Raw genomic sequence first — 22,146 nt, 5'->3', positions numbered from 1 at the left:
AACCCTATACAAAAAGGAGGGTTCTGTATGATTCATGTACCATCTAGGCTAACTGGTGAAAGCTTTTCACTGTACCATTTAGAAGAAAACATGAAGCCGCTCGGATATGTCATTAATGGGAATTGGGATTATGATCATGGATATTTTGATTATAAAATTGACAACCGTGACGGCTATACCTTTCTCAGAGTTCCGTTTACAGCCGAGAAAGGACAGCTGGATCAGCCAGGCGTTGTGGTGAAAATGGGACATCCATTTCTCTTAAAGCATGTCTATCAAGATAAATTAGATGACCATGCGATGGTTGGAAATGTAGGGGCATCTTTTAACCAATTCCAAGAACCGAAAGAGAAAGACGGAGATGTGTCAAAGGCTTATGCCGAAATTGGCTTTTCACTCGTCAAAGAATTAGAAGATGCACTGCTTTAAAAGCTGATCAGCTCATCCTCTGGATGAAGCTCATATCCAAAAGGAGGATTCATCATGGGTCCTTCTTTTTTTTGTACGCCTACAATGATGACATGGTGCTCTAGAAAGTGATGAAGTGCCGTTAAGAATGTCTCTCCAGCTAATGAAGCCGGTACTGGAATGATGGTGATCTGTTTATGGAGGGTCATGTTTCTTTTGATTTTTAACGCCATGAGCTGTTCTTTTAAAAGAAAATGCTCCACCATTAAATGATTCACGGCATCAGAAGTATGGATGACTTGATTGGCTCCAGCCCGCTCAGCATTTTTCACATAGCGATCGGTTAAAATTTCAATTAAACAATATAACGAAGGATTTAATCCTTTTGCCGCAAGCAAGGTTAAGACACTCTGCATATCAGCCGTCACTTCATTTTCATGCTGGTCGGCGGTAATCATCAATGTATCAGCACTCATAATATTTGCTCTGCGAAGTGTGGCATCCTCTGTACCATGGCCTTTAATAAAATGGACATTCTCTAAAAGAGGTCCTTCCTTTAAGGAATCATCAATGAGTACAATCGGCATGGCGGGATCAATGGTTTGAAACGATTGAAGCAGTTTGTTCGTTTTCTCATTCCAGCCGACAATGATGAGATGTCCCTTCCCCTTGAAAGCCACCTTCCCCTCTACATAATGGTGCTGTTTGCTAAATACAGCGGCAGCAAGCGTGGCAAAATAAGCCGTTACAAAGCTTGCCCCGATCAGAATCAGCGCCATACCTGCGATTTGTCCGGGTATGGTTTGCGGCACAAAATCACCATAGCCTACCGTCGCGACTGTAATGAGAGCCCACCAGATCCCATCAAAGATCGTATGATACTGCTTTGGTTCAAGTATGACGATTAATTGTCCAAAAAAGAGAAGCAAGAAACAGATGATGATCGCAATGCGAACATAAAGAGGCCATCTTAGCCAGGCAATGAAGATACGGTTTGATTTCATCGAACTCGTCCTTTCAGGGAGACTGCTAATGTCAGTATGCCCGATTAGGAAACAATTTTTCATCATCGTCATGTATTGAAATAGAACCCATATCTTAAAATAAGAGAGAAGAAGGAGGGAATGCGAATGTCGTTTGTTCAAAAGACCGTACTTCTTTTTATCGGCGCCCACTTTTTATCATCTGCGGTGATTTTACTCGTGTTTGATTTAAATGCGGTGAACCATTTCATGAATGATTTCTCGTGGCTTCGTTTTTTTCAAGACCTATATGGAACGGTGACATTTTATACAGCATGCATCGGAATGTTCTTCTTTTTCATTGGTGTAGTGATTCCCCTTAAAAAGACCTAGTGCTTTTTGCTGTACACGTTACATAAAAGTCATTAAAATTGTAAATAAATATATAAAATAAAAAGGAAGCTGATGAGCATGCTGTTTTTTTATTTTTTAACATTTGCCGCATTGGGATTGTCTTTTTGGGCACAATTTAAAGTAAAGAATAATTTTGAAAAGTATTCAAAGGTTGAAGCTGCCAGTATGAAAACAGGTGCTGAAACCGCTCGATATATTTTAGATCGCAACGGGTTATACGACGTACCCGTTGAACCGGTAAGAGGAACTTTGACTGATCATTACGACCCGACGCAGCGTGTGGTTCGTTTATCTGAACCAGTGTATTATGGCCATTCCATTTCGGCCATTTCAGTCGCATCACACGAGGTTGGACATGCCTTGCAGCATCAGGAATCCTATGGTGCGCTTGTCTTGAGACATAAGATTTTCCCTGTCGTGAACTTTGCATCTGGTGTTGCCCCGCTTCTTTTCCTAGGTGGATTATTGCTCGGCAGCCTTAACTTAATCGGGCTTGGGATCGTTTTGTTCTCAGCTGCTGTGTTCTTTCAGCTAGTGACATTGCCTGTTGAGTTTAACGCAAGTTCTCGTGCAAAGAATATCATTGTTTCAGAAGGAATCATTAGAAGCAGTGAAGAAAGAGGCGTGAACAAGGTGTTAAATGCCGCAGCTCTTACGTACGTAGCAGCGGCCCTTGTCTCCCTGTTTGAATTGCTCCGTTTTGTAATGATCTTCCTAAATGGCCGTAATGATTAATTGACGCCAGAGGAGGTGAGCCCTTACCCGTGTTAGGTAAGGGTTTTTTTGTATATTTTAAACGTATTTTTAGTCCTATTACTCATTGCTGCGACAGCATTTTTTGTTGTCACTGAATTTGCGATTGTGAAAATTAGAGGCTCAAAAATCAATCAGCTGATTGAAAGCGGTGATAAGAGAGCCATTCATGTTCAGAAACTGACAACCAACCTTGATGAATATTTATCTGCCTGTCAGCTTGGTATTACCATCACGGCATTAGGCTTAGGGTGGTTAGGGGAGCCGACAGTGGAACATTTCCTGCATCCGCTTTTTGAAAAGGCAGGGCTTCATTCCGCTTTGACAGACATCATATCGTTTATCATTGCCTTTGTGATCATTACGTTTTTGCATGTTGTCGTTGGGGAACTTGCTCCCAAAACGATTGCCATTCAAAAGGCAGAAGCCGTCAGTCTTGTGACGGCAAAACCTCTTATTTTTTTCTATAAAGTCATGTATCCGTTTATTAAAGCATTAAATGGGGCTGCACGAGGCATTGTGAAATTATTTGGTTTTCATTCTGTCAAAGAACATGAAGTGGCGATCAGTGAGGAAGAATTGCGTCTCATCCTGTCTGAAAGCTACGAAAAGGGCGAGATCAACCAATCTGAATACAAATATGTCAATAAAATATTTGAATTTGATAACCGAGTGGCGAGAGAGATCATGATCCCGCGCACAGAAATCTCTGCCATTGAAATTGAACAGAGCCTGGAAGACGTGACGCATTATATGCTGAACGAAAGGTATACACGTTATCCTGTCATTAAAGAAGATAAAGATCATGTCATTGGTGTGATCAATAGCAAAGACGTATTTAAAGCAAGTTTTCTTAATCAAGAGGTGTCCATTGAAGACTTAATGCGCCCTGTCATTCGTGTCATTGAAAGTACACCAGTTCAAGAACTGCTGATTTTGATGCAAAAGGAACGGATTCATATGTCGGTGCTTGTAGATGAATACGGCGGAACAGCTGGTCTCGTCACAGTTGAAGACATATTAGAAGAAATTGTGGGGGAGATTCGGGACGAATATGATCAAGATGAAACCCCTCATATTGTGAAAAAAGGTGACTTTCATTATGTGATGGATGGGAAAGCTTTGATCGATGAAGTAAATGATTTATTGGATTTAGCGATTGAAAATGATGATGTTGATACAATTGCCGGTTGGATGATGACGCATAAAATTGACTTTGACATTGGAGATATCATTGAAGCAGAAGGCTGTGAATTTAAAATCGTCGATGCAGAAGATCATCATATTCGAACCATAGAAGTAAAAAAGGTTCACTTTTCCTAAAAACCTCGGAGCTATTGACGAGGTTTTTTTGCTTGGTAAACTTTAGGTAAGAAGATTTGTTTCTGCCAACCGGCAGTGATTGGTTTCACATAAAAAGGGTATGGTTTTATAGAGATGATCAAAAGGAGCAGAGAAATGAAAAAAATCAATGTACAAACAGACAAACACGATGACATGATAGACATTACCCATGAAGTTCAGCAATATGTCCGGGAAACTGGGATTCAAAACGGAACGGTTATGGTCTATTGTCCACATACGACGGCTGGAATCACCATTAATGAAAATGCCGACCCAGACGTCAAACGAGATATGCTGCGCCGGCTTGACGAAGTCTTTCCGTGGGAACATCCAAAAGATCGTCATATGGAAGGCAACACAGCAGCGCATATGAAAGCTAGTTATATGGGAGCATCTCAGCATGTTCTTGTCCATCATGGTGATCTTGTGCTTGGAACGTGGCAGGGAATCTATTTTTGTGAGTTTGACGGACCGAGACATCGTCACTTTTATGTACAGGTGTCATCTAACGAGTAAGGGCGGGGGAGAAGATGGGAGAATTCACAGCGTTACTTCAAATTGAACATGGCATCATTCAAGCACCAATGGCAGGAGGAGCGGTGACGCCGCAGCTTGTCGCTGCTGTTTCACAATATGGCGGTCTCGGCAGTTTAGCAAGTGGTTATGTACAGCCTGAAAAGATGAGGCAACAAATCAGACAGGTCAAACAGCTGACATCTCGTCCATTTCAAGTGAATGTGTTTGTCCCTGAACCCATTTCAGAAACGAAAACAGAAGATGTATCATTTTGGACAGATCGGCTACCTGTCATTCCAGAAGCACAGATGATCCCTAGCGAGGAAGAATTATGGAAGGACTATGAACAAAAAATCAACATTCTTCAAGAAGAAGAAGTCCCAGCTGTGTCGTTTACATTTGCCTGTCCAAACGAACAAACAATTCATCACCTGAAACAAAAGGGGATCTTTCTCATTGGAACAGCTACAACAAAAGAAGAAGCACTACTTTTAGAAGAAAAAGGAATGGATGCCATTGTTCTTCAAGGAAGCGAAGCAGGAGGGCACCGAGGTACCTTCTTACCTTCAAAGGGAGATGCTCTGCAAGGGCTTTTCTGCCTGATCAGTGATGTCAGATCCGTCTGTCATATCCCATTGATCGCCGCTGGAGGGATCACAGACAGGGCCACTATGAGCGCAGCACTAGCACTTGGAGCAGATGCGGTTCAAATAGGGACACGATTTTTAGCGAGTCAAGAAAGTGCTGCGGCAGATGTGTACAAAAAGGCGCTGTTACAGGCAGAAGGCAGTGAAACAGCGATGACACGGCTTTTCTCTGGAAAAAAAGCCAGAGGTATTGTCAATCAGTGGATGGAGGAAGAAAGACGAAATGAAGACCGGGTTCTCCCCTATCCCATACAGCATGTATGGACAACACCGATGCGAAAAGCGGCAGCTGCTGCAGGAAACCGAGAACAAATGGCTCTTTGGGCAGGTCAGGGGGTTGGCCGCATTCTCTCGATTTTAACCGTTGAAGAGATCATGCATGAACTCACGCAGAAATAATTTGATAATGGGTGGTGTGACAGGATGGAAATCTTAAAACATTCATATCGGAAAAAAGGACAAATTGAATTTCTATTTGATGATTTTCCGCACTCCCCTGCCGTCCTTACCCCCATTCGTCATTACTATTTCGTTCGTTATGTCAAATGGAATCAGCACGACCCTCCAGTCACAAGAAACGATCTAGAAGAAATGGAAATCCTAGCAAACACAATGCTTGGCACGCTCCATGATTACCGCAAACGCAAGGCATACAAAGGCCCCTTGTCATAACCTATAGACAAGAGGCCCTTTTTAGCTACCAAACATTTGCCTGAGATAAATAACATCCATCCTAGTAGTCTGCGGCAGTAAATAAGCGGACTGAACAGCCCCTGGCCGTCTTCTGGCATTTAATTTATCGATAATCTCTGCAGCTGTTAAGATCCCAAGCCCATGCCCATAATATTGATCTTCCCCTAAGTAAATCACATTTTCTCCGCGCCATTGAGACTGTTGATAGCTAAACTCTGGATTCTCGAAATATAGGCAATCCCCATAAATAAAATCATTTCCGCGCTCTGTATAAATGGATAATGTATCATAGTGCCAGTCATACAGCGTTAAACTTCTAAGTCTTCGATTGAACTTCTCGTCTCCTACCGTTTGCAGGACTCCCATATAAAACACAATGACAATCGCTGTGGCACATTCAAAGGCATATTTTGAGCCATTTTCAAAGATGTCTTTAATCCCCGTAGATGGCTCGACTTGATAGCGCAGTTCTAACGCTCCGGCCTCTGATACACGCCAATAGGCGTCATTCGCACGGGACCTTTGAAAGATAGCAAATGAGGCACCGCTCTTGTTCAAATCTCTTGCCGCATTCATGATATTCGATCGTAAAGTCACCTCAAATAACAAATCAGATGCCTGCCTATAACGGAACGTATCATTTGAGGCTTGTAATTGCATCAAAATGATCCGCTTTTGTCCTTCTAGCTGAAACGATGCCAGCTGCTCATTTGTCACTGGCTGTCCTGAAAGGATAATCATATGAAAAGCGCCCCCTTTTGTATTAGCGTATGCGGGATGCTTGGGCAAGGAATCAATTTGTGAAAATAAACAAAAAGGCATCCTTTTTATTTGAAAAACATGAAAATAATATGAAGCTGTCCGATATAAAACATAACGTTTAAAAGGAGGAAAAACATGAAAAGTATCATAAAATGGTTGAAAAAACCATCGATTTCTAAAAGGCTGATTATTTCATTCACACTTGTTCTCGTCTTGCCTATCATTACACTCAGTACGATTTCATATCAGATTGCCAAAGAAGAATTAGATCATGAAATCATGTACGGAGCCAACGCAAGAGTCAATGAGCTGAATGACATGATCGAGCAAAAGCTCTTGAATAAGGAGAACGCAGTCAAACTGTTTACCGAAACATCCAGTGCTGCAGACTTTAAAAAGAAAAACCAGGACGAACTGTATGAGCATTTTGAGATATACAGTAAAATCAATGAAGATGATGTAGTTGGATTTTATGCAGCAAGTAAAAATCGTGATTTTATTCAGTTCCCTAAAGTGGACATGCCAAAAGGCTATGATCCAACAACTCGTGATTGGTATAAAGCGGCGATGCAGGACGAAAAAGGCGAACCTGTGGTCACCAATCCATACATCTCTGCCACAACAAACGGCATGGTTGTCACAATCGCTCAGCGTCTGAAGGACGGGTCGGGAGCCATTGGGATTGATATTGATGTTCAAGATATCGTCGATAAAATCAAAGATATTAAAATTGGACGAGAAGGATATCCAATTATTGCAAATAAAAACAAACAGATTGTAGCTCACCCAGAAGAAAAATCAGGCTCTGCAGTGACTGAAAATATTTCATCAATCCTTTACAGCGGCAAAGAAGGAACATCAACTTATGAGAATAAAGGAGAGCAAAAACGCCTCGTTTTTGTGACAAATGATTTAACAGGTTGGAAAATTGCTGGAACGATGTTTGTATCAGAAACAGAAGAAGCAGCACAGCCAGTTTGGAATTCTGCCATTATTCTTTTAATTTCTTCTTTTATCCTTGGCGGTATTGCGATCTTCTTTATCGTTCGCTCCATCACAATTGGACTTAGAAGGCTTGTTGATTTCTCAGAAAAGGTGAGTGAAGGGGATCTAACGGAAACCCTCGAAACCAAATCGAAGGATGAAATAGGAGACCTCACAAGAAGCTTTAGTAAGATGAGTGAATCTTTGCGTGAAGTTATTCGAGCGGTCCAGCAATCTGTCGACAATGTGGCTTCAGCTTCAGAAGAGCTGACTGCTAGTGCCAGCCAAACAAGTCAGGCGACAGAGCATATCACCATGTCGATTGAACAATTCTCAAATGGGAATGAAGCACAAAATGAGAAAGTCGAATCTAGCACGAATCAGCTTGTCGCAATGAATGAAGGATTACAAGGTATGTCACAAACTTCATCAGAAGTGACTGCTGTCTCCATTCAATCGACAGAAGCGGCTGGACAAGGCGGACGTATCGTTGAAAGCACAGCGAATCAAATGAAACATATCGACACATCTGTACAAGAAGCAGAACAAGTCATGAAAGAATTAGAATACAAGTCTAAAGATATTACGAGCATTTTAAATGTCATTAATGGCATCGCAGATCAAACGAATTTACTTGCACTCAATGCAGCCATTGAAGCAGCAAGAGCAGGTGAATCAGGGCGCGGCTTCTCTGTCGTAGCAGAGGAAGTCAGAAAACTAGCGGTCCAATCCGCAGATTCAGCGAAAGAAATTGAAAAGCTGATCCAAGAAATTGTGTTGGAAATTTCCAAATCTCAAGAGATGTTCAAAGCTGTTAACCGAGAAGTAAATGCAGGACTTGGGATGACAGAAGAAGCAAAAGAAAGCTTCCAAAACATCTATGAGGCGGCAGAAGGTATGTCGAAAAAGCTCACTCAATTAAATGATACAGCGGTTGACCTATCAAGCGGATCAAAACTTGTGTCACAAGCCATGCAGGAAATGCGTCAAGTTTCAAGAGAAAGTGCGGCGAACATTCAAGATATTGCGGCATCTGCTGAAGAACAATTGGCATCTATGGAAGAAATTTCGTCCTCTTCTGTCACACTTGCCAATATGGCTGAGGAGCTAAAAGAGCTGACAAGTCAATTTAAAATTGATTAAAAAACGATGAAAAAATATCCAGAATTGTCTGGGTATTTTTTTTATTTTTAAACGTCATTTCCAGCCCTCTAAAAATAAACCTTTCATCCGATAATAACTTTAGAGAAGTAAAGGGGGAAAGAGAAAATGGGAAAAATGATCCAATGGTTCAAAAAACCATCCATTTCTAAAAAATTAGTTATTGCCTTTTTGGTAGTCCTCATACTGCCAACCGTCGCACTCACAATCAGTGCATTTTTTACATCAAAAACAGAGTTAGACAAACAGATTATGGGCAGTGCGATGAGTCAGGTCAATGCATTTGATACCTTAATCGATGAGAATATTGGGAACAAGGCAGAGGCTGTGACTCTGTTTACAGATGATCTCAAAGCGGTTAATCTTCAAGAAAAAAATAGAAAAGCTACCATTAAAGAATTGCAGCAATACGGAAAAATTAATGAAAAAGATGTCTCAGCCATTTATGCAGGTTCAGAAAAGGGCTTGTTCATGCAATACCCAGTTCAAAAAATGCCTGAAGGCTATGATCCAAGAGAGCGTCCATGGTATCAAGAGGCCATGAGTGCTGATGGTAAACAAGTCATAACGAAGCCATATATCGCAGCATCTACAGGTAAAATGGTCATCACCATTGCCCAAAAAACGAAAGATGGCTCAGGGGTAATTGGTCTTGATATGGAAATTGACAGCCTCATTCAAAAGCTAAAAGAAATTAAAATAGGTCAAAAAGGATATGCTTTCATCATGGAGAAGGATAAAACCGTGCTAGCAGATCCAACCCAAAAGCCAGGAAGCAAAGTCAATGAGAATTTGGCGAACATTATTTTTAAAAACAAACAAGGAAACGGCAGCTATACACTCAATGGAACAGATAAAAAGGTGGCGTATGTCACCAATGAACTAACCGGCTGGAAAATCGGCGGCACGATGCTCGTATCAGAAGTAGAGGATGCAGCTAAACCCGTTTTCAATACTGCCATTATTGTGTTCAGTGTGACACTGATCGTAGCAGGAACCCTCATCTTCTTTATTGTCCGCTCTATTTCAAGTAGATTATCCAATCTTGCCCGTTTCTCGAAAAAGGTCAGCGATGGTGATTTACGTGATAAACTTCAGATTCAATCAGATGATGAAATAGGACAAGTTGGTAAAGGCTTTAATACGATGATTGACTCATTAAGATCCCTCATTGGCGCCGTCCAAACCTCTGTTGAAAATGTCGCTTCTTCATCAGAAGAACTGACCGCAAGCGCAGGACAAACAAGTAAAGCAACAGAGCATATTACATTAGCCATTGAACAATTCTCTACTGGTAACGAAAGCCAGAATGATAAAGTGGAATCAAGCTCAGAAGAGTTAGAAGAAATGAACAGAGGCCTTCAGCACATGAATGAGTCGGCTGAATCGATTACCGCTTCATCCATCAAATCAACAGAGATTGCAGGAGAAGGCGGACAGCTAGTGGAAAAAACCGCTTCTCAAATGAACGTGATTGATCAATCAGTGAAAAAAGCAGAGAATGTCATCAGTGCGCTGGAAAGCAAATCAAAAGATATCACCCAGATTCTTGGTGTCATTAATGGCATCGCAGATCAAACGAATTTACTTGCGCTGAATGCAGCGATTGAGGCAGCAAGAGCTGGCGAATCTGGTCGAGGCTTCTCCGTTGTAGCAGAAGAAGTAAGAAAACTTGCTGTTCAATCTGCCAACTCAGCGAAAGAAATTGAAAACTTAATCAAAGAAATCGTTCAAGATATTGATGTATCACAAGAAGTATTCACAGCAGTAAATCAAGAAGTTCAATCAGGCTTAAGCTTTACTGAACAAACGAAAGTCAGCTTCCACAATATTTTCGACATGACCAAAGAAATCTCAGATCAGCTCCAAACAATGAATCGAACAGTTGTCCAGCTGTCAAAAGGATCTGCACATGTTTCTGAGGCTGTCCGTGAAATTGCAGACGTATCACGTGAAAGCTCCGCCAATATTCAAGACATTGCCGCTTCAGCTGAAGAACAGCTGGCATCAATGGAAGAGATCAGCTCATCCTCTGCCACCCTTTCTTCAATGGCAGAAGAATTACGTGATTTGATTAGCAAATTTAAAGTCGAATAAACAAAATGAAAAGAACCTCCAGCTAGGGGGTTCTTTTTTGAACTGAATATAACGAAAGAAATAGGTAAATGTGCTTATTTTGGTGAGTTTTCGAGCATTACACCTTGAAAAATAATCCGTATTACCTAAAAATAGAGGGGGATGATCCCAAATCATAAACCAAAAGGAGTAGAGTCATGAAAAAAATCAACTTTTTTAAGCACTTTACGATGTCAAAGAAATTAATTACTGCATTCTTAGCGATTCTCCTAGTGCCCATTCTTGTGTTGGCCGCATTTTCCTATGAAGTGGCGTCTAAGTCTCTCAATGATGAGATTATGTCTAGCGCTGCAAATGGTGTGAATCAATTAAATGAATTGATCAATAAAGATGTACAGCCTAAAATTGATATTGTTTCATATTTATCTAAATCGGTGAAAAAAAAGGAACTGGCCTCTAAAAATAAGGATTTACTTAAGGTGAAATTAGAGCAACTATCGGAAACAGACGACGATGTCGTAGAAGTATTTGTTGCAGATCAGAATGGTAAACTAACTGAATATTCCGAGATTCATAAAGGCAGTGCCAAAAGCGCAAAAAATGAACCATGGTTTCAACAATCAATGGGAGATGACAAACTCATCATTTCAGATCCTTTTACAGACAAGTCATCAGATGACCTGCTCATCACAATATCAGAACAGTTAGCAGATGGTTCTGGTGTCATTGGTATAAATGTACGATTGAACACGATTGTGAAAGATACAAACAGCATCAAAATTGGTCAAGAAGGTTATGCGTTTGTCGCTACCTCAGACCAACGTTACATTGCTCATAAAACGGAAAAGGCCGGGACGAAACTGACAGGCGATTTCATCGAAAAGATGTATCACAATAAAAAAGGAAGTTTCGAATATGAATTTAACGGACAGCCGAAGCAAATGTTTTATGACACAAATGAAGCGACAGGCTGGAAGCTTGCGGGAACAATGTATGTCAACGAAGTGAAGGAAGCCGCACAGCCAGTGCTTGACTTAACCATGATCATCCTAGCTGCTGCGATTGTCATCGGTGGAATCGCGATTTATTTTATTATTAAATCGATTCGAAAACCACTCATAGAGCTCTCTGAATCGGCTGAGAAAATCAGTCAGGGGGATCTCACCCAGCATATCGAGGTGCGCACACACGATGAAATCGGCAAGCTTGCACAGAGCTTTAACGATATGTCGGCAAAGCTGAAACAAGTCATTCAAGCCGTCCAGAATTCAATTGAAAATGTTGCTGCCTCATCTGAAGAATTAACAGCTAGTGCAGGACAGACAGCCCAAGCAACTGAGCATATTACCTCATCTATTGAACAGTTTTCAAACAGCAATGAACATCAAAATGAGATGATCGAAAAAAGCTCTGTCCAGTTAAACGACATGGATCGAAGCTTATCACATATGGTCAACACGACTTCTCATATGATGGAATCATCTATCGAGTCTAGCAAAACCGCTCAGGCTGGTGGAGAGCTCGTTCAAAAAACAGCAGGTCAAATGCAAACGATTGAACAAGCAGTGAAAGAAGCGGAGCTTGTGATTGCAGGGCTAGAACAGAAATCTAAGGACATTACAAGCATTCTTGGAGTTATCAACGGCATTGCAGATCAGACGAACCTCCTTGCTTTAAATGCAGCGATAGAAGCCGCACGTGCAGGTGAGGCAGGAAGAGGCTTCTCTGTGGTCGCTGAAGAAGTTCGCAAGCTTGCAGAGCAATCAGGTAGCTCTTCAAAAGAAATTGAAAGTCTGACGAACGAAATCGTAGATGAAATTGAAAAGTCGCAGAAGATGTTTAGACAAGTAGCAGGTGAAGTTCAATCTGGATTAAACATTACAGATGAAACGAAAGTGAGTTTTGAGAAAATCACCCATAAGACATCAGAAATGACAGAACAAATGAAACAAATGAATGGATCAGCCCAAGAACTTTCTCATGGCTCAAACGATATTTCACAAGCAGTCAATCAAATCAAAGAGCTTTCACGTGAAAGTTCCGCAGGTTTCCAAGATATTGCGGCTTCAGCAGAAGAACAGCTGGCATCAATGGAAGAGATCAGCTCATCTTCCGCCACTTTATCCCAAATGGCAGAAGAACTGAGAGAGCTCATCAAACAATTTAAAATATAAGAGTCATAGTGGAACACCTGACGTTTTGGCGTCAGGTGTTTCAGCGTGTAGACAAACCCTCGCATTCGGTGTCAGTCCTGCGTGCTGGTGCTCACGAATTCAAATTCGCTCCGCGCCAGTACTCGTCCTTCCTAGGGCTGGAAAGGTTTTCTATCACTCTGAAAAGAAGAAAAGGGCTAAAATCAAATTCATTTTAGCCCTTTGTCAATAATTTGGAACACCTGACGTTTTGACGTCAGGTGTTTTTCCGTTTTTTGCACATAATTTGGGTATTTTGGACTTATCTAGACTTTAATAAATTAAAAAAGTAAAGAACCTAGTAGTACTTCCGATATATATACTATCTTACTAAAAGGAGTTTTCTTTTTTATGAATTTCATACAGTATTTCAAAAAACCATCTATATCAAAAAAGCTCGTTTTCTCTTTCTTATTTATTCTTTTATGCCCAATTATCGTATTGGCATTCTCTTCATATCATACGGCGAGCACCTCTTTAAATGATCAAATCATGCAAAGTGCAAAGGAAAATGTAGAACAGCTGGACAAAAACATTACGAAGGTTGTGAAAGTAAAAACAGACGCAGCCGATTTCTTTAGCAAATGGATTACGAAGAAAAAGCTGGGGCAAAAAGGAACGACTGATATTCAAGGGCGCTTTGAGCAATTCATGAGCATGAATGATGACACAGAAGGCATCTTTGTTGCTTCAAGTGATGGAAAAGTGTTCTCAAGATATCCAAATCAAAAAATGCCTGCTGATTATGTCGCAACTGAGCGGGATTGGTACAAAGATGGCTGGGCGAAAAACGGTGAGCTGTCTGTTTCCGCTCCATACCCAACCGCATCAACTGGTACACTTGTTGTGACGATTTCTAAAAAACTAGAGGACGGTTCTGGTGTTATTGCCATGAACCTGGACATTGCGAATCTAGTAAAAGAGTCTAATAGTATCAATATTGGTAAAGAAGGTCATGCTTTTATCGGAAGCCCAGATCGAACATACGTGGCACATCCAACGAAAAAAGCAGGAACAAAATTAACAGGTGATTGGGTAGACAAGCTTTATACACAAGACAAAGGTTCAATGAGTTATATGTTTGAAGGGAAAGAAAAGCAAATGGAGTTCACAACAAACAAAGCGACTGGTTGGAAAATTGCCGGTACAATGTTTGTCAGTGAAGTAGAAGAAGCGGCGCAGCCAGTCTTCAACATGGCGGCCATTATATTAGCTGGTGCGCTCATCATTGGCGGTATTCTCATCTTCTTTATCATCCGTTCTATTACAAAACCACTTTCCATGCTTGTCTCCTCTTCTAAGAAGATTAGCGAAGGAGATTTAACAGAGAAAATTGATGTCCGGTCAAAGGATGAGATTGGTCAGCTCGGTACAAGTTTTAATGAAATGAGTGAGTCACTCAGAGATGTGATCCAAGCTGTACAGACATCTGTTGAAAACGTGGCGTCATCGTCGGAAGAACTGACGGCAAGTGCAGGTCAAACGACAAAAGCAACCGAACATATTACATCATCCATTGAAACATTCTCGAACGGAAACGAAAATCAAAGTGAAATGGTGGAACAAAGTGCAGCCCACTTGAAACAAATGAACGAAGGGCTAAATGAAGTTGCACAAACATCTGATGTCATTACAGAATCATCGGTTCAATCAAAAAAAGTCGCAGAAACAGGCGGACAGCTTGTTGAACAGACAGTTGGCCAAATGAAAACGATTGATCATTCAGTGAAAGAAGCTGAAAGTGTGATCAACGGATTAGAGCATAAATCAAAAGATATCACCAACATTTTAGGTGTCATTAACGGTATAGCAGATCAAACGAATTTACTGGCTCTGAATGCAGCCATTGAAGCAGCACGTGCGGGCGAGTCAGGCAGAGGCTTCTCGGTTGTAGCAGAAGAAGTCCGTAAGCTGGCGGTTCAATCATCAGATTCTGCAAAAGAGATTGAAAAACTCGTCAAAGAAATTGTCTCTGAAATTGAAACGTCTCAAAATATGTTCAAATCTGTGAATGAAGAAGTAAAAAATGGTCTATCAATTACAGACCAAACAAAAGAAAGCTTCTCACAAATCAATCAGCAAACGGCAGAAATTGCGACAAGAATCAATGAAATGAATACGACAGTTCGTGAGCTTTCAAAAGGATCTGAGCAAATTTCTAAAGCAGTGAATGAAATTGCAGATGTATCGAGAGAGAGTTCAGCAAGTATTCAAGATATCGCGGCATCAGCAGAAGAACAGCTGGCATCAATGGAAGAGATTAGTTCTTCTTCGACGACGCTTTCCCAAATGGCGGAAGAATTGCGTGACTTAATTAAAAAATTCAAGATCAGTGAATAATAGAAAGTGGTTCTCCTCAAGGGGAACCGCTTTTCTTTTTAAGAGATGATCTCGTACAATAGAGGAAATCCGAAGAAAAGGAGAGATGTTATGCGTTTATCAAATAAGAAGGTCATTGCGTTAGTCAGTGATGATTTTGAAGATTTAGAGCTATGGTATCCCGTTTTGCGATTAAGAGAAGAGGGGGCAACTGTCCATCTCGTAGGCGAAAAAGCAGATCATGAATATATCGGGAAGTACGGAGTGCCGGCTGTATCAGATGCAGACTTCTATTCCATTCAAGCAGATGATTATGATGCGGTTCTCGTTCCTGGGGGATGGGCGCCCGATAAACTGCGCCGATATCCAGAAGTATTAGACATCGTTCGTACGTTTGATGCAAAGGGCAAACCGATCGGACAAATCTGTCATGCCGGCTGGGTGCTCATTTCAGCTGGTATCCTGAAAGGTAAAAAAGTAACGAGTACACCTGGTATTAAAGATGATATGACGAATGCTGGAGCAGAATGGTTTGATGAAGCGGTTGTGACAGATGGTCATATTGTATCTAGCAGACGCCCGCCGGACCTTCCGCCATATGTGAAAGCATTTGCCGATGTATTAGCGGCAAACTAGATTCACATGAACAAACAAAGGGCTGTAAAACGCCCTTTGTTCATTCAATGCCTCATTACATTTGTCTGTCGGCTGGATAGATAATGCCCATTTGTCTTCTCGCCTCGTCCATGACGGACATGGTTTGAACGGATAAGGCAAATGTATTGATTGGAGACTGTCCCTTTTTTTGCTTGATGCATTGAATGAAGTGATCGATTTCATAATACATAGCAGGTTGATCATCTTTGAGAGAAATATCGGTTTGCTGTCCATTCCGATCATGGATGATGATACGAGAAGGGCGATGGAATTGATCAATCACCATCGTGGCATCCTCCCCTTGAATTTCAGCAGATACATGAGATGTTGAGATTTTTGAATGGAAAAGAAGTGCTTGATGTCCTTCATATTGTAAAAGTAATGAACCGCTCCCATCTACTCCAGAAGAAAGTGTATAGCCTCTCGCGGTGATTTGATGTGGCAGCCCGAATAAATAAATGATGGGAAAGACAAGATACACGCCGATGTCCATTAAGGAGCCATTGGATAATTCCGGCTTAAAAGCATTTGGAATCTCACCGTTTCGGTAGGCATCGTATCTTGAGGAATATTTACAGTAATGAGCGATCACTTGCCGAATGGGGCCTAGTTGATCAAGATGCTGTTTGATTTGAAGAAAATTCGGCAGAAATGTGGTCTTCATCGCTTCCATTAAGCACACCTGATATTTTTTCGCAGCAGCAATCATTTCTTCAGCCTCTTTCCGGTGAGAGGCCAATGGTTTTTCACATAATACATGTTTTTGATGCGCCATCATCAGCATCGCTTGCTCTTTGTGAAGGGCGTTTGGACTTGCGATATACACAGCATCAAACGCATCACTTGCCGCCATTTGTTGTAAATTAGTAAAGACGGTATCAATGCCATACTTGTCTGCAAATGCCTGTCCTTTTTCAGCAGACCGAGAATAGACGGCCGTACATGTAAAATCCGCCACTCCTTCACCAGCCTGTAAGAATCGATCTGTAATCCAATTCGTTCCGATGACAGCAAATCGAATCATCACATTCCCTCCTTCTGCTTTTCTCTGATTATACATGCTTTGAAAGCGTTTGTATGAAAGAATCTTCTTTTTTATTGAAAAGCGGATGAAACCTTTACCTTAGCTGATGCGTCTTACATAAAGAATATAAATGTACGAAAAGTGGATAGTTTCCTCCTTCATTCGGGTAATACTTGAGAAGGAGGGAGGAGGAAACGAACATGAAGCGCATCCTACATATAGGAAGTACATACGCATTCGCGCTTTTATTTATAGCAGCCGGTGTTTTTCATGTGATAGAGCCAAGCGGCTTTGCCCGCATGATGTCTGGATGGCCATTTCCCTATGGCATCATTTATGCCACCGCATGCTTGGAATGGCTGCTGGCCGTATTACTGCTTCTTCCAAACGTAAGGATTGTGGCAGCAAAAATGATCGCTGTCTATCTGGTGCTCATTTTCCCTGCGAACCTATTTGCTGCGAGAGAAGGGATTCCATTTCCAGGGCAAGAGAGCACAGAACAAGCCTTGTTATGGATGAGATTAATCGGACAACCGATTTTGATTGGATGGGCCATGTCCATTGCGAAACATGAAAAAAAAGCTAAAACAATGATCACAAAAAGATGATCAAGTAGTGTACAATTTACTAATAAAATAGCCCGTGTTTGGAGGAAAGATATGAATTCTATGCAAATGTGGAGCAGTCGATTTAGAAAATTTTTTCTTGATAACAAGTTTGTTCTCTTTTTACTCATCCTGCTATTAATAGGGTTGAATATCCTTGTTTTCATGAAAGCATCTTTTATTTTCACACCGCTCATTGTACTCATCAAAACCATTGCCTTACCGATTATTTTAACGGGGGTTGTGTATTATTTATTAAATCCAATTGTGAATTTATTAGAGAGATTTAAGGTCAAACGGATCTTTTCGATTTTGCTTTTATATATCGTCATTATTGGGATCATTACAGTGACCATTGTATCTATTATTCCTTTTTTACAAGCACAAACGATGAGTCTGTTTCATAATCTGCCAAAATACGTTGATACGGTAGAAGAACAGATTAGACAATTAACTGGAAGCAACTTTATTAGTCAAGTGCAGAAAACGATGAACTTTAACGTCTCTGAATTGGTGAGTAAAGCGTCAAGTCAAGCGACGAAGATTTTGGAAAGTACTTTTACCGGAGTCGGCACTTTCTTAGGGGCGCTTACTGAAATTATCATCTCGATCGTGACGGTTCCGTTCATTCTGTTTTATCTATTAAAAGACGGCAAAAAACTGCCTGACTATTTCTTGAAATTTATCCCGAATAAGTTTAGAGACCATACTCATATCGTGCTTCACGAAATGAACCATCGTCTAAGTTCTTATATACGCGGGCAGATCATTGTCAGCTTCTGTATCGGTATTCTTCTTTTAATTGGCTATATGATTATTGGACTTGACTATGCGCTGCTGCTGGCAATTATTGCGGCATGTACAAGTGTAGTGCCATACCTTGGTCCAACCATTGCGATTACACCAGCGATTGTGATTGCGCTTGTGACATCACCAGTGATGCTTTTAAAACTCATCATTGTCTGGACAGTGGTTCAACTTATTGAAGGGAAATTCATTTCTCCTCAGGTCATGGGGAAAAACCTTCATATCCATCCGATTACGATTATTTTTGTTCTATTAACAGCAGGTAAATTGTTCAGCGTAGTCGGCATCATTGTCGCGATTCCGACGTATGCCGTTCTGAAAGTGATCACGACCCACCTGTTTGATTGGTTCAAAATGCGATCCAATTTGTATAAAGAAGAAAAGGTTTGATGTCATAATCTTTTTTAGAAAAAAATATAGTATCATAAAGACGAGCTTTCGAAAAAGAAAGCTTGTCTTTATGTGGACATAGATGTTTGGCCAGTTCAAAAGATCAGAATTGAAAGGAAAGAAAATCATGAATCTATGGGATTTATTCGTGGCACTGGTTTTAGGAATTGTCGAAGGATTAACAGAGTATGCACCTGTCTCGTCTACAGGGCATATGATCATTGTTGATGATCTTTGGCTAAAATCAAAAGACATCATTACGCCAGAGGCTGCAAACACATTTAAAGTCGTGATTCAGTTAGGTTCTATTTTAGCTGTCATGATCGTGTTCAAAGATCGTATTTTGAACTTGTTAGGCTTAAAGAAAAATATCACAGAAGAACAAAAGCGCAGCGGACATAAGCTGACCATTGCTCAAATTGCTGTTGGACTCGTCCCAGCCGTCATTTTAGGATTCTTATTTGAAGATTATATTGATAAATATTTGTTTGATGTGAGAACGGTCGCTGTCGGTTTGATTTTGGGGGCTGTGCTGATGCTTGTCGCTGATTGGATCAATAAACGTAAAACAGAAACAAGCTCTGTGGATAATATGACGTACAGACAAGCGCTGTATATCGGGCTATTTCAATGTTTAGCACTATGGCCAGGCTTCTCGCGTTCAGGTTCTACAATAGCAGGTGGTGTTATTCTTGGACTGAATCACCGAGCGGCGGCTGACTTTACGTTTATTATGGCCATGCCGATTATGGCGGGAGCAAGCCTCTTGACACTTGTTAAAAATGCCGAATATTTAACAACAGACATGCTTCCATTCTTTATTGTGGGCTTTGTGAGTGCGTTTATTGTGGCTCTCTTTGTTGTTCGATTCTTCCTAAAACTGATTAATAAAATCAAACTTGTGCCTTTTGCGATCTACCGAATCATCCTAGGTCTGATTTTATTTATCCTGTTTATGTAATGATGGAAAACTACTCTTTTAAAAGAGTAGTTTTTTTGTTATTTTGCCCTTTTAAACAGTAAAAACAGCCTCTTAATTGGTAGAAAAAGAAGTTTTTTCTTAAATTAGTGTTTAAGTGACAAAGAAAAGGGTAGTACATAAACATACCAATTAAAGGAGGAGTTAGAAATAATGAGGAAAACAAGTAAATTTTTTGTTAGCTCTGTGATTGCTACGTCAATGGTTGCTGTCCCTTTATCTCTTACGACTTTTGGTCAAAAGGCTGAAGCTGCTACGACAACAGGTGTCGATGGAAGTGTCTCGATTGATCCAGTAGCCATTGCTGATAAAATTGAACAAGCAGTAAAATCATCTCAAAATCGTGATGGATTTGTAAAAAATGCGGCATACAGTGCATTTTATGAAGCAGGTCAAAATTACAACGTAGTTGTTCAAAACTTAAGCCAAGATCATGACTTTAGCGGACTGAACAATGTTGTCTATTATGATAGTGTTGAATATGACGGCATTACGTTTGGTATTTGGGTATTTGAAGATGGTACGTTTGTCAACAATGGTGACGGCGGCTATATTAACTGGACTTTTGTTGGCAGCTTTGACCGCGAAGAAGGAAGCGGTACTGTCGATTTCCATAAAAGATTCTAATCTCAACGTCAAAAGTCTGCCGATTCATCGGCAGACTTTTTTTAAAGCGCACATTCTTCTATTTCAAAACCTAAATCTTCAATGATGTGATGATCGGTTTGAACTTGCTGTCCTTTTGTCGTTAAATAATCGCCTACAAAAATAGAGTTCGCTACATATAATGCGAGAGGCTGAAGCGTTCGTAAATTAAACTCTCTTCCCCCAGATACTCGAATTTCCTTAGCCGGGTTGATAAATCGCATCAGTGCCAAAACCTTCAACGCTTTGATTGGATGTGTACGTTCTTGATGTTCAAGAGGCGTTCCTTCAATTGCATGGAGAAAGTTGACGGGAATCGAATCCGCATCAAGGGCTCTAAGCGCAAAAGCCATTTCGACAATTTGTTGATTGGTTTCGCCCATTCCAATAATAACCCCTGAACATGGTGACATCCCTGACTGTTTGACCTTCTCAATGGTCGATACGCGGTCATCATACGTATGGGTCGTTGTAATTTGAGCATGATGATCTTGATGTGTATTGAGATTATGATTATACCGATGAACACCCGCTTCCTTCAGCCGTTTCGCTTTTTCTTCATTTAATAACCCAAGGCATGCACACACCTTCAAAGGCATCGTCTCAGTAATTTCCTTTACTGCTGCGGTGACTTCATCTAATTCACGGTGCGAAGGTGCTCTCCCGCTTGCTACAATACAATAAGTCCCCGCTTTTCTTTTTAACGCCTCACGCGCACCGGCCACAATGGTTTTTTGGTCAAGCATTGTATATCTCTCAAGCAGAGCTGTTGAAATCACCGATTGTGAACAATACCCGCAGTTTTCAGGACAATATCCGCTTTTGGCGTTAAAGATCATATTTAATTTCACCTTTTTTTGAAAAAAATGAAATCTCACCTGATAAGCAGCATGCATAATAGGCAGCAACTCTGCGTCGTCTGCTTCAAGAATTTTTAGACCTTCTTCCATCGTAATTGGTTCATCATTGATGGCTTTCTTCACGATCGTTTCCCAAGACAAAGACGTTATTTTTCCCATCATAAGCCCCTCTCAATATGTAAACTTATTTTTATTAAAAGTTAACATAATAGATAGAGATTGGCAAGCACTGGTAAGCATCCTAAGTAAAAACACAAAAAACACAAAAAACACAAAAAACACAAAAAACACAAAAAACACAAAAAACACAAAAAACACAAAAAACACAAAAAGGCGATGAACATATAGTCATCGCCTTTTCATATGAAAAAAATCGCTTAACGAACAGTAATATAGTTAATAACAAGCTCCCCTAGTGAATTATAGTAAGACACTGTAACAGAACCGCGTTGTACAGCACGGATCCATGTGAAGTTTGGAGCAGTTTGGTCTAATTGAATGGCATACGTTGCGCCTGAGACAGAAATTTGACTTGCTGGAAGTGAAACAGCGATTGAAGAACCTACAGTAAGTGTGCGGTTCACCGTAATCACTTTATTCATAATAGGAGCTTTTGCTATAACTGGTTCTTTAGGCTGTGCAGCTGCATGAGCACCTTCTGTTTGGAAGAACGTAAGAGCACCTAAAGCAGCTAAAGACAATGTACAAGCTTTCATTAATTTTTTCATCGGTAACACTCCTTTTTTTGGTATATACATATATTAATAATAATAGAATTATATGTCAATCAAAATAAGTGGAAAAATGAGTATTTTTGGTGAAAATTGTCACATATTATGTAGGGGAAGACGATTTTATCCCAAAAAACATGATTTTTTATTCATATGTCATTCTTTTTTAGGGGGAAAAAGAGACATAAAAAAAGCTGGGTATCTACCCAGCTATGTG

General features: G+C 40.6%; 21 protein-coding genes and 4 pseudogenes. 20 read left to right on the top strand and 5 right to left on the bottom strand.

Going from position 1 to position 22,146, the window contains the following annotated elements:
• Positions 1-27: 27 nt before the first annotated feature.
• Positions 28-429, top strand: coding sequence for a YugN-like family protein (locus tag ES896_RS00380; protein ID WP_008345780.1), 402 nt, complete (start codon positions 28-30; stop codon positions 427-429).
• Here the strand turns inward: ES896_RS00380 and ES896_RS00375 are convergent.
• Positions 426-1,412, bottom strand: coding sequence for a potassium channel family protein (locus ES896_RS00375; protein ID WP_017358964.1), 987 nt, complete (start codon positions 1,410-1,412; stop codon positions 426-428). The two genes, ES896_RS00380 and ES896_RS00375, sit on opposite strands and share 4 nt — an antisense overlap.
• A 126-nt stretch (positions 1,413-1,538) precedes the next feature.
• Between ES896_RS00375 and ES896_RS00370 the strand changes: the two genes are divergently transcribed.
• The 6 genes from ES896_RS00370 to ES896_RS00345 all read left to right on the top strand — a co-directional run bounded on the left by ES896_RS00370 (position 1,539) and on the right by ES896_RS00345 (position 5,716).
• A complete protein-coding gene (locus tag ES896_RS00370) occupies positions 1,539-1,763 on the top strand; it encodes a YuzI family membrane protein (protein WP_008345775.1) in 225 nt (74 codons plus the stop codon).
• Positions 1,764-1,844: 81 nt separating this feature from the next.
• The gene (locus ES896_RS00365; RefSeq protein ID WP_024719711.1) at positions 1,845-2,519 is read left to right on the top strand and encodes a zinc metallopeptidase; all 675 of its coding nucleotides are present in this window, start codon (positions 1,845-1,847) and stop codon (positions 2,517-2,519) included.
• Between the two features lie 48 nt (positions 2,520-2,567).
• Positions 2,568-3,860: a hemolysin family protein gene (locus ES896_RS00360; RefSeq protein WP_007500537.1), complete on the top strand. Its 1,293-nt coding sequence runs from the start codon at positions 2,568-2,570 to the stop codon at positions 3,858-3,860.
• A gap of 135 nt (positions 3,861-3,995) precedes the next feature.
• On the top strand, positions 3,996-4,397 hold the full coding sequence (locus ES896_RS00355; RefSeq protein ID WP_007500538.1) for a secondary thiamine-phosphate synthase enzyme YjbQ: 402 nt from the start codon (positions 3,996-3,998) through the stop codon (positions 4,395-4,397).
• A 14-nt stretch (positions 4,398-4,411) separates the two neighbouring features.
• Positions 4,412-5,443: a nitronate monooxygenase gene (locus tag ES896_RS00350; RefSeq protein WP_135226213.1), complete on the top strand. Its 1,032-nt coding sequence runs from the start codon at positions 4,412-4,414 to the stop codon at positions 5,441-5,443.
• A 24-nt stretch (positions 5,444-5,467) separates the two neighbouring features.
• Complete coding sequence (locus tag ES896_RS00345) at positions 5,468-5,716, top strand: hypothetical protein (RefSeq protein WP_017358966.1); 249 nt, start codon at positions 5,468-5,470, stop codon at positions 5,714-5,716.
• 21 nt (positions 5,717-5,737) lie between these two features.
• Here the strand turns inward: ES896_RS00345 and ES896_RS00340 are convergent, their stop codons facing one another.
• Positions 5,738-6,478 (bottom strand): protein-glutamine gamma-glutamyltransferase, encoded by a 741-nt coding sequence (locus ES896_RS00340; RefSeq protein WP_008345763.1) that lies wholly within the window; start codon positions 6,476-6,478, stop codon positions 5,738-5,740.
• Between the two features lie 156 nt (positions 6,479-6,634).
• Here ES896_RS00340 and ES896_RS20515 point away from each other — a divergent pair.
• The 9 genes and pseudogenes from ES896_RS20515 to ES896_RS00315 all read left to right on the top strand — a co-directional run.
• Positions 6,635-7,684, top strand: a pseudogene (locus ES896_RS20515) (cache domain-containing protein); the annotation flags it as partial.
• Positions 7,676-8,626 carry a methyl-accepting chemotaxis protein gene (locus ES896_RS20510; RefSeq protein WP_370529240.1) on the top strand — a complete coding sequence of 317 codons (951 nt, stop codon included), beginning with the start codon at positions 7,676-7,678 and terminating at the stop codon, positions 8,624-8,626. The pseudogene ES896_RS20515 and the gene ES896_RS20510, both read left to right, overlap by 9 nt.
• A 126-nt stretch (positions 8,627-8,752) precedes the next feature.
• Positions 8,753-9,796: pseudogene (locus ES896_RS20505) on the top strand (HAMP domain-containing protein); the annotation flags it as partial.
• Positions 9,791-10,741: a methyl-accepting chemotaxis protein gene (locus ES896_RS20500; protein WP_370529239.1), complete on the top strand. Its 951-nt coding sequence runs from the start codon at positions 9,791-9,793 to the stop codon at positions 10,739-10,741. The pseudogene ES896_RS20505 and the gene ES896_RS20500, both read left to right, overlap by 6 nt.
• A 176-nt stretch (positions 10,742-10,917) precedes the next feature.
• A pseudogene (locus ES896_RS20495) lies at positions 10,918-11,955 on the top strand (HAMP domain-containing protein); the annotation flags it as partial.
• On the top strand, positions 11,947-12,894 hold the full coding sequence (locus ES896_RS20490) for a methyl-accepting chemotaxis protein (RefSeq protein ID WP_370539194.1): 948 nt from the start codon (positions 11,947-11,949) through the stop codon (positions 12,892-12,894). The pseudogene ES896_RS20495 and the gene ES896_RS20490, both read left to right, overlap by 9 nt.
• 369 nt (positions 12,895-13,263) lie before the next feature.
• A pseudogene (locus ES896_RS20485) lies at positions 13,264-14,307 on the top strand (HAMP domain-containing protein); the annotation flags it as partial.
• On the top strand, positions 14,299-15,252 hold the full coding sequence (locus ES896_RS20480) for a methyl-accepting chemotaxis protein (protein ID WP_375803961.1): 954 nt from the start codon (positions 14,299-14,301) through the stop codon (positions 15,250-15,252). The pseudogene ES896_RS20485 and the gene ES896_RS20480, both read left to right, overlap by 9 nt.
• 90 nt (positions 15,253-15,342) lie before the next feature.
• Positions 15,343-15,867, top strand: a complete 525-nt coding sequence (locus ES896_RS00315) for a type 1 glutamine amidotransferase domain-containing protein (RefSeq protein ID WP_008344162.1) — start codon at positions 15,343-15,345, stop codon at positions 15,865-15,867.
• A gap of 55 nt (positions 15,868-15,922) precedes the next feature.
• Here ES896_RS00315 and ES896_RS00310 read toward each other — a convergent pair whose 3' ends face one another.
• Positions 15,923-16,912, bottom strand: a complete 990-nt coding sequence (locus ES896_RS00310; protein WP_041091811.1) for a Gfo/Idh/MocA family protein — start codon at positions 16,910-16,912, stop codon at positions 15,923-15,925.
• Between the two features lie 200 nt (positions 16,913-17,112).
• Between ES896_RS00310 and ES896_RS00305 the strand changes: the two genes are divergently transcribed.
• The 4 genes from ES896_RS00305 (at position 17,113) to ES896_RS00290 (ending at position 20,320) form a co-directional block, all read left to right on the top strand.
• Positions 17,113-17,520: a DoxX family protein gene (locus ES896_RS00305; RefSeq protein WP_135226211.1), complete on the top strand. Its 408-nt coding sequence runs from the start codon at positions 17,113-17,115 to the stop codon at positions 17,518-17,520.
• Between the two features lie 51 nt (positions 17,521-17,571).
• On the top strand, positions 17,572-18,714 hold the full coding sequence (locus ES896_RS00300) for an AI-2E family transporter (RefSeq protein WP_007500555.1): 1,143 nt from the start codon (positions 17,572-17,574) through the stop codon (positions 18,712-18,714).
• 127 nt (positions 18,715-18,841) lie between these two features.
• Positions 18,842-19,675, top strand: a complete 834-nt coding sequence (locus ES896_RS00295) for an undecaprenyl-diphosphate phosphatase (RefSeq protein ID WP_024719699.1) — start codon at positions 18,842-18,844, stop codon at positions 19,673-19,675.
• Between the two features lie 171 nt (positions 19,676-19,846).
• Entirely contained in the window at positions 19,847-20,320 is a 474-nt protein-coding gene (locus ES896_RS00290) for a hypothetical protein (RefSeq protein ID WP_008344156.1), read from the top strand.
• Positions 20,321-20,361: 41 nt separating this feature from the next.
• On the opposite strand, the gene bioB is transcribed toward ES896_RS00290, so the two are convergent.
• Both bioB and ES896_RS00275 read right to left on the bottom strand, forming a co-directional pair.
• Positions 20,362-21,357 carry a biotin synthase BioB gene (gene bioB / locus ES896_RS00285; protein WP_135226210.1) on the bottom strand — a complete coding sequence of 332 codons (996 nt, stop codon included), beginning with the start codon at positions 21,355-21,357 and terminating at the stop codon, positions 20,362-20,364.
• 218 nt (positions 21,358-21,575) lie between these two features.
• Positions 21,576-21,926 carry a hypothetical protein gene (locus ES896_RS00275; RefSeq protein ID WP_003213146.1) on the bottom strand — a complete coding sequence of 117 codons (351 nt, stop codon included), beginning with the start codon at positions 21,924-21,926 and terminating at the stop codon, positions 21,576-21,578.
• Positions 21,927-22,146 lie beyond the last annotated feature (220 nt).

Origin of the sequence: Bacillus sp. 005/A4HT-01/001 (assembly GCF_004634445.1) — a bacterium.
In the GTDB taxonomy this organism is placed as follows: domain Bacteria; phylum Bacillota; class Bacilli; order Bacillales; family Bacillaceae; genus Bacillus; species Bacillus altitudinis.
The sequence above is the reverse complement of the archived record's forward strand: the minus strand, read 5'-3'. Positions and strand labels throughout refer to the sequence as shown.

Excerpts from the sequence above, each read along its gene's own strand:
- ES896_RS00295 (WP_024719699.1), top strand. The coding sequence starts at position 18,842 with ATGAATCTATGGGATTTATTCGTGGCACTGGTTTTAGGAATTGTCGAA.
- ES896_RS00355 (WP_007500538.1), top strand. The coding sequence starts at position 3,996 with ATGAAAAAAATCAATGTACAAACAGACAAACACGATGACATGATAGAC.
- ES896_RS00375 (WP_017358964.1), bottom strand. The coding sequence starts at position 1,412 with ATGAAATCAAACCGTATCTTCATTGCCTGGCTAAGATGGCCTCTTTAT.
- ES896_RS00290 (WP_008344156.1), top strand. The coding sequence starts at position 19,847 with ATGAGGAAAACAAGTAAATTTTTTGTTAGCTCTGTGATTGCTACGTCA.
- ES896_RS00275 (WP_003213146.1), bottom strand. The coding sequence starts at position 21,926 with ATGAAAAAATTAATGAAAGCTTGTACATTGTCTTTAGCTGCTTTAGGT.
- ES896_RS20510 (WP_370529240.1), top strand. The coding sequence starts at position 7,676 with ATGAGTGAATCTTTGCGTGAAGTTATTCGAGCGGTCCAGCAATCTGTC.
- ES896_RS00310 (WP_041091811.1), bottom strand. The coding sequence starts at position 16,912 with ATGATTCGATTTGCTGTCATCGGAACGAATTGGATTACAGATCGATTC.
- bioB (WP_135226210.1), bottom strand. The coding sequence starts at position 21,357 with ATGGGAAAAATAACGTCTTTGTCTTGGGAAACGATCGTGAAGAAAGCC.
- ES896_RS00305 (WP_135226211.1), top strand. The coding sequence starts at position 17,113 with ATGAAGCGCATCCTACATATAGGAAGTACATACGCATTCGCGCTTTTA.
- ES896_RS20490 (WP_370539194.1), top strand. The coding sequence starts at position 11,947 with ATGTCGGCAAAGCTGAAACAAGTCATTCAAGCCGTCCAGAATTCAATT.
- ES896_RS00350 (WP_135226213.1), top strand. The coding sequence starts at position 4,412 with ATGGGAGAATTCACAGCGTTACTTCAAATTGAACATGGCATCATTCAA.
- ES896_RS00380 (WP_008345780.1), top strand. The coding sequence starts at position 28 with ATGATTCATGTACCATCTAGGCTAACTGGTGAAAGCTTTTCACTGTAC.
- ES896_RS00315 (WP_008344162.1), top strand. The coding sequence starts at position 15,343 with ATGCGTTTATCAAATAAGAAGGTCATTGCGTTAGTCAGTGATGATTTT.
- ES896_RS20480 (WP_375803961.1), top strand. The coding sequence starts at position 14,299 with ATGAGTGAGTCACTCAGAGATGTGATCCAAGCTGTACAGACATCTGTT.
- ES896_RS00345 (WP_017358966.1), top strand. The coding sequence starts at position 5,468 with ATGGAAATCTTAAAACATTCATATCGGAAAAAAGGACAAATTGAATTT.
- ES896_RS00300 (WP_007500555.1), top strand. The coding sequence starts at position 17,572 with ATGAATTCTATGCAAATGTGGAGCAGTCGATTTAGAAAATTTTTTCTT.
- ES896_RS00340 (WP_008345763.1), bottom strand. The coding sequence starts at position 6,478 with ATGATTATCCTTTCAGGACAGCCAGTGACAAATGAGCAGCTGGCATCG.
- ES896_RS00370 (WP_008345775.1), top strand. The coding sequence starts at position 1,539 with ATGTCGTTTGTTCAAAAGACCGTACTTCTTTTTATCGGCGCCCACTTT.
- ES896_RS20500 (WP_370529239.1), top strand. The coding sequence starts at position 9,791 with ATGATTGACTCATTAAGATCCCTCATTGGCGCCGTCCAAACCTCTGTT.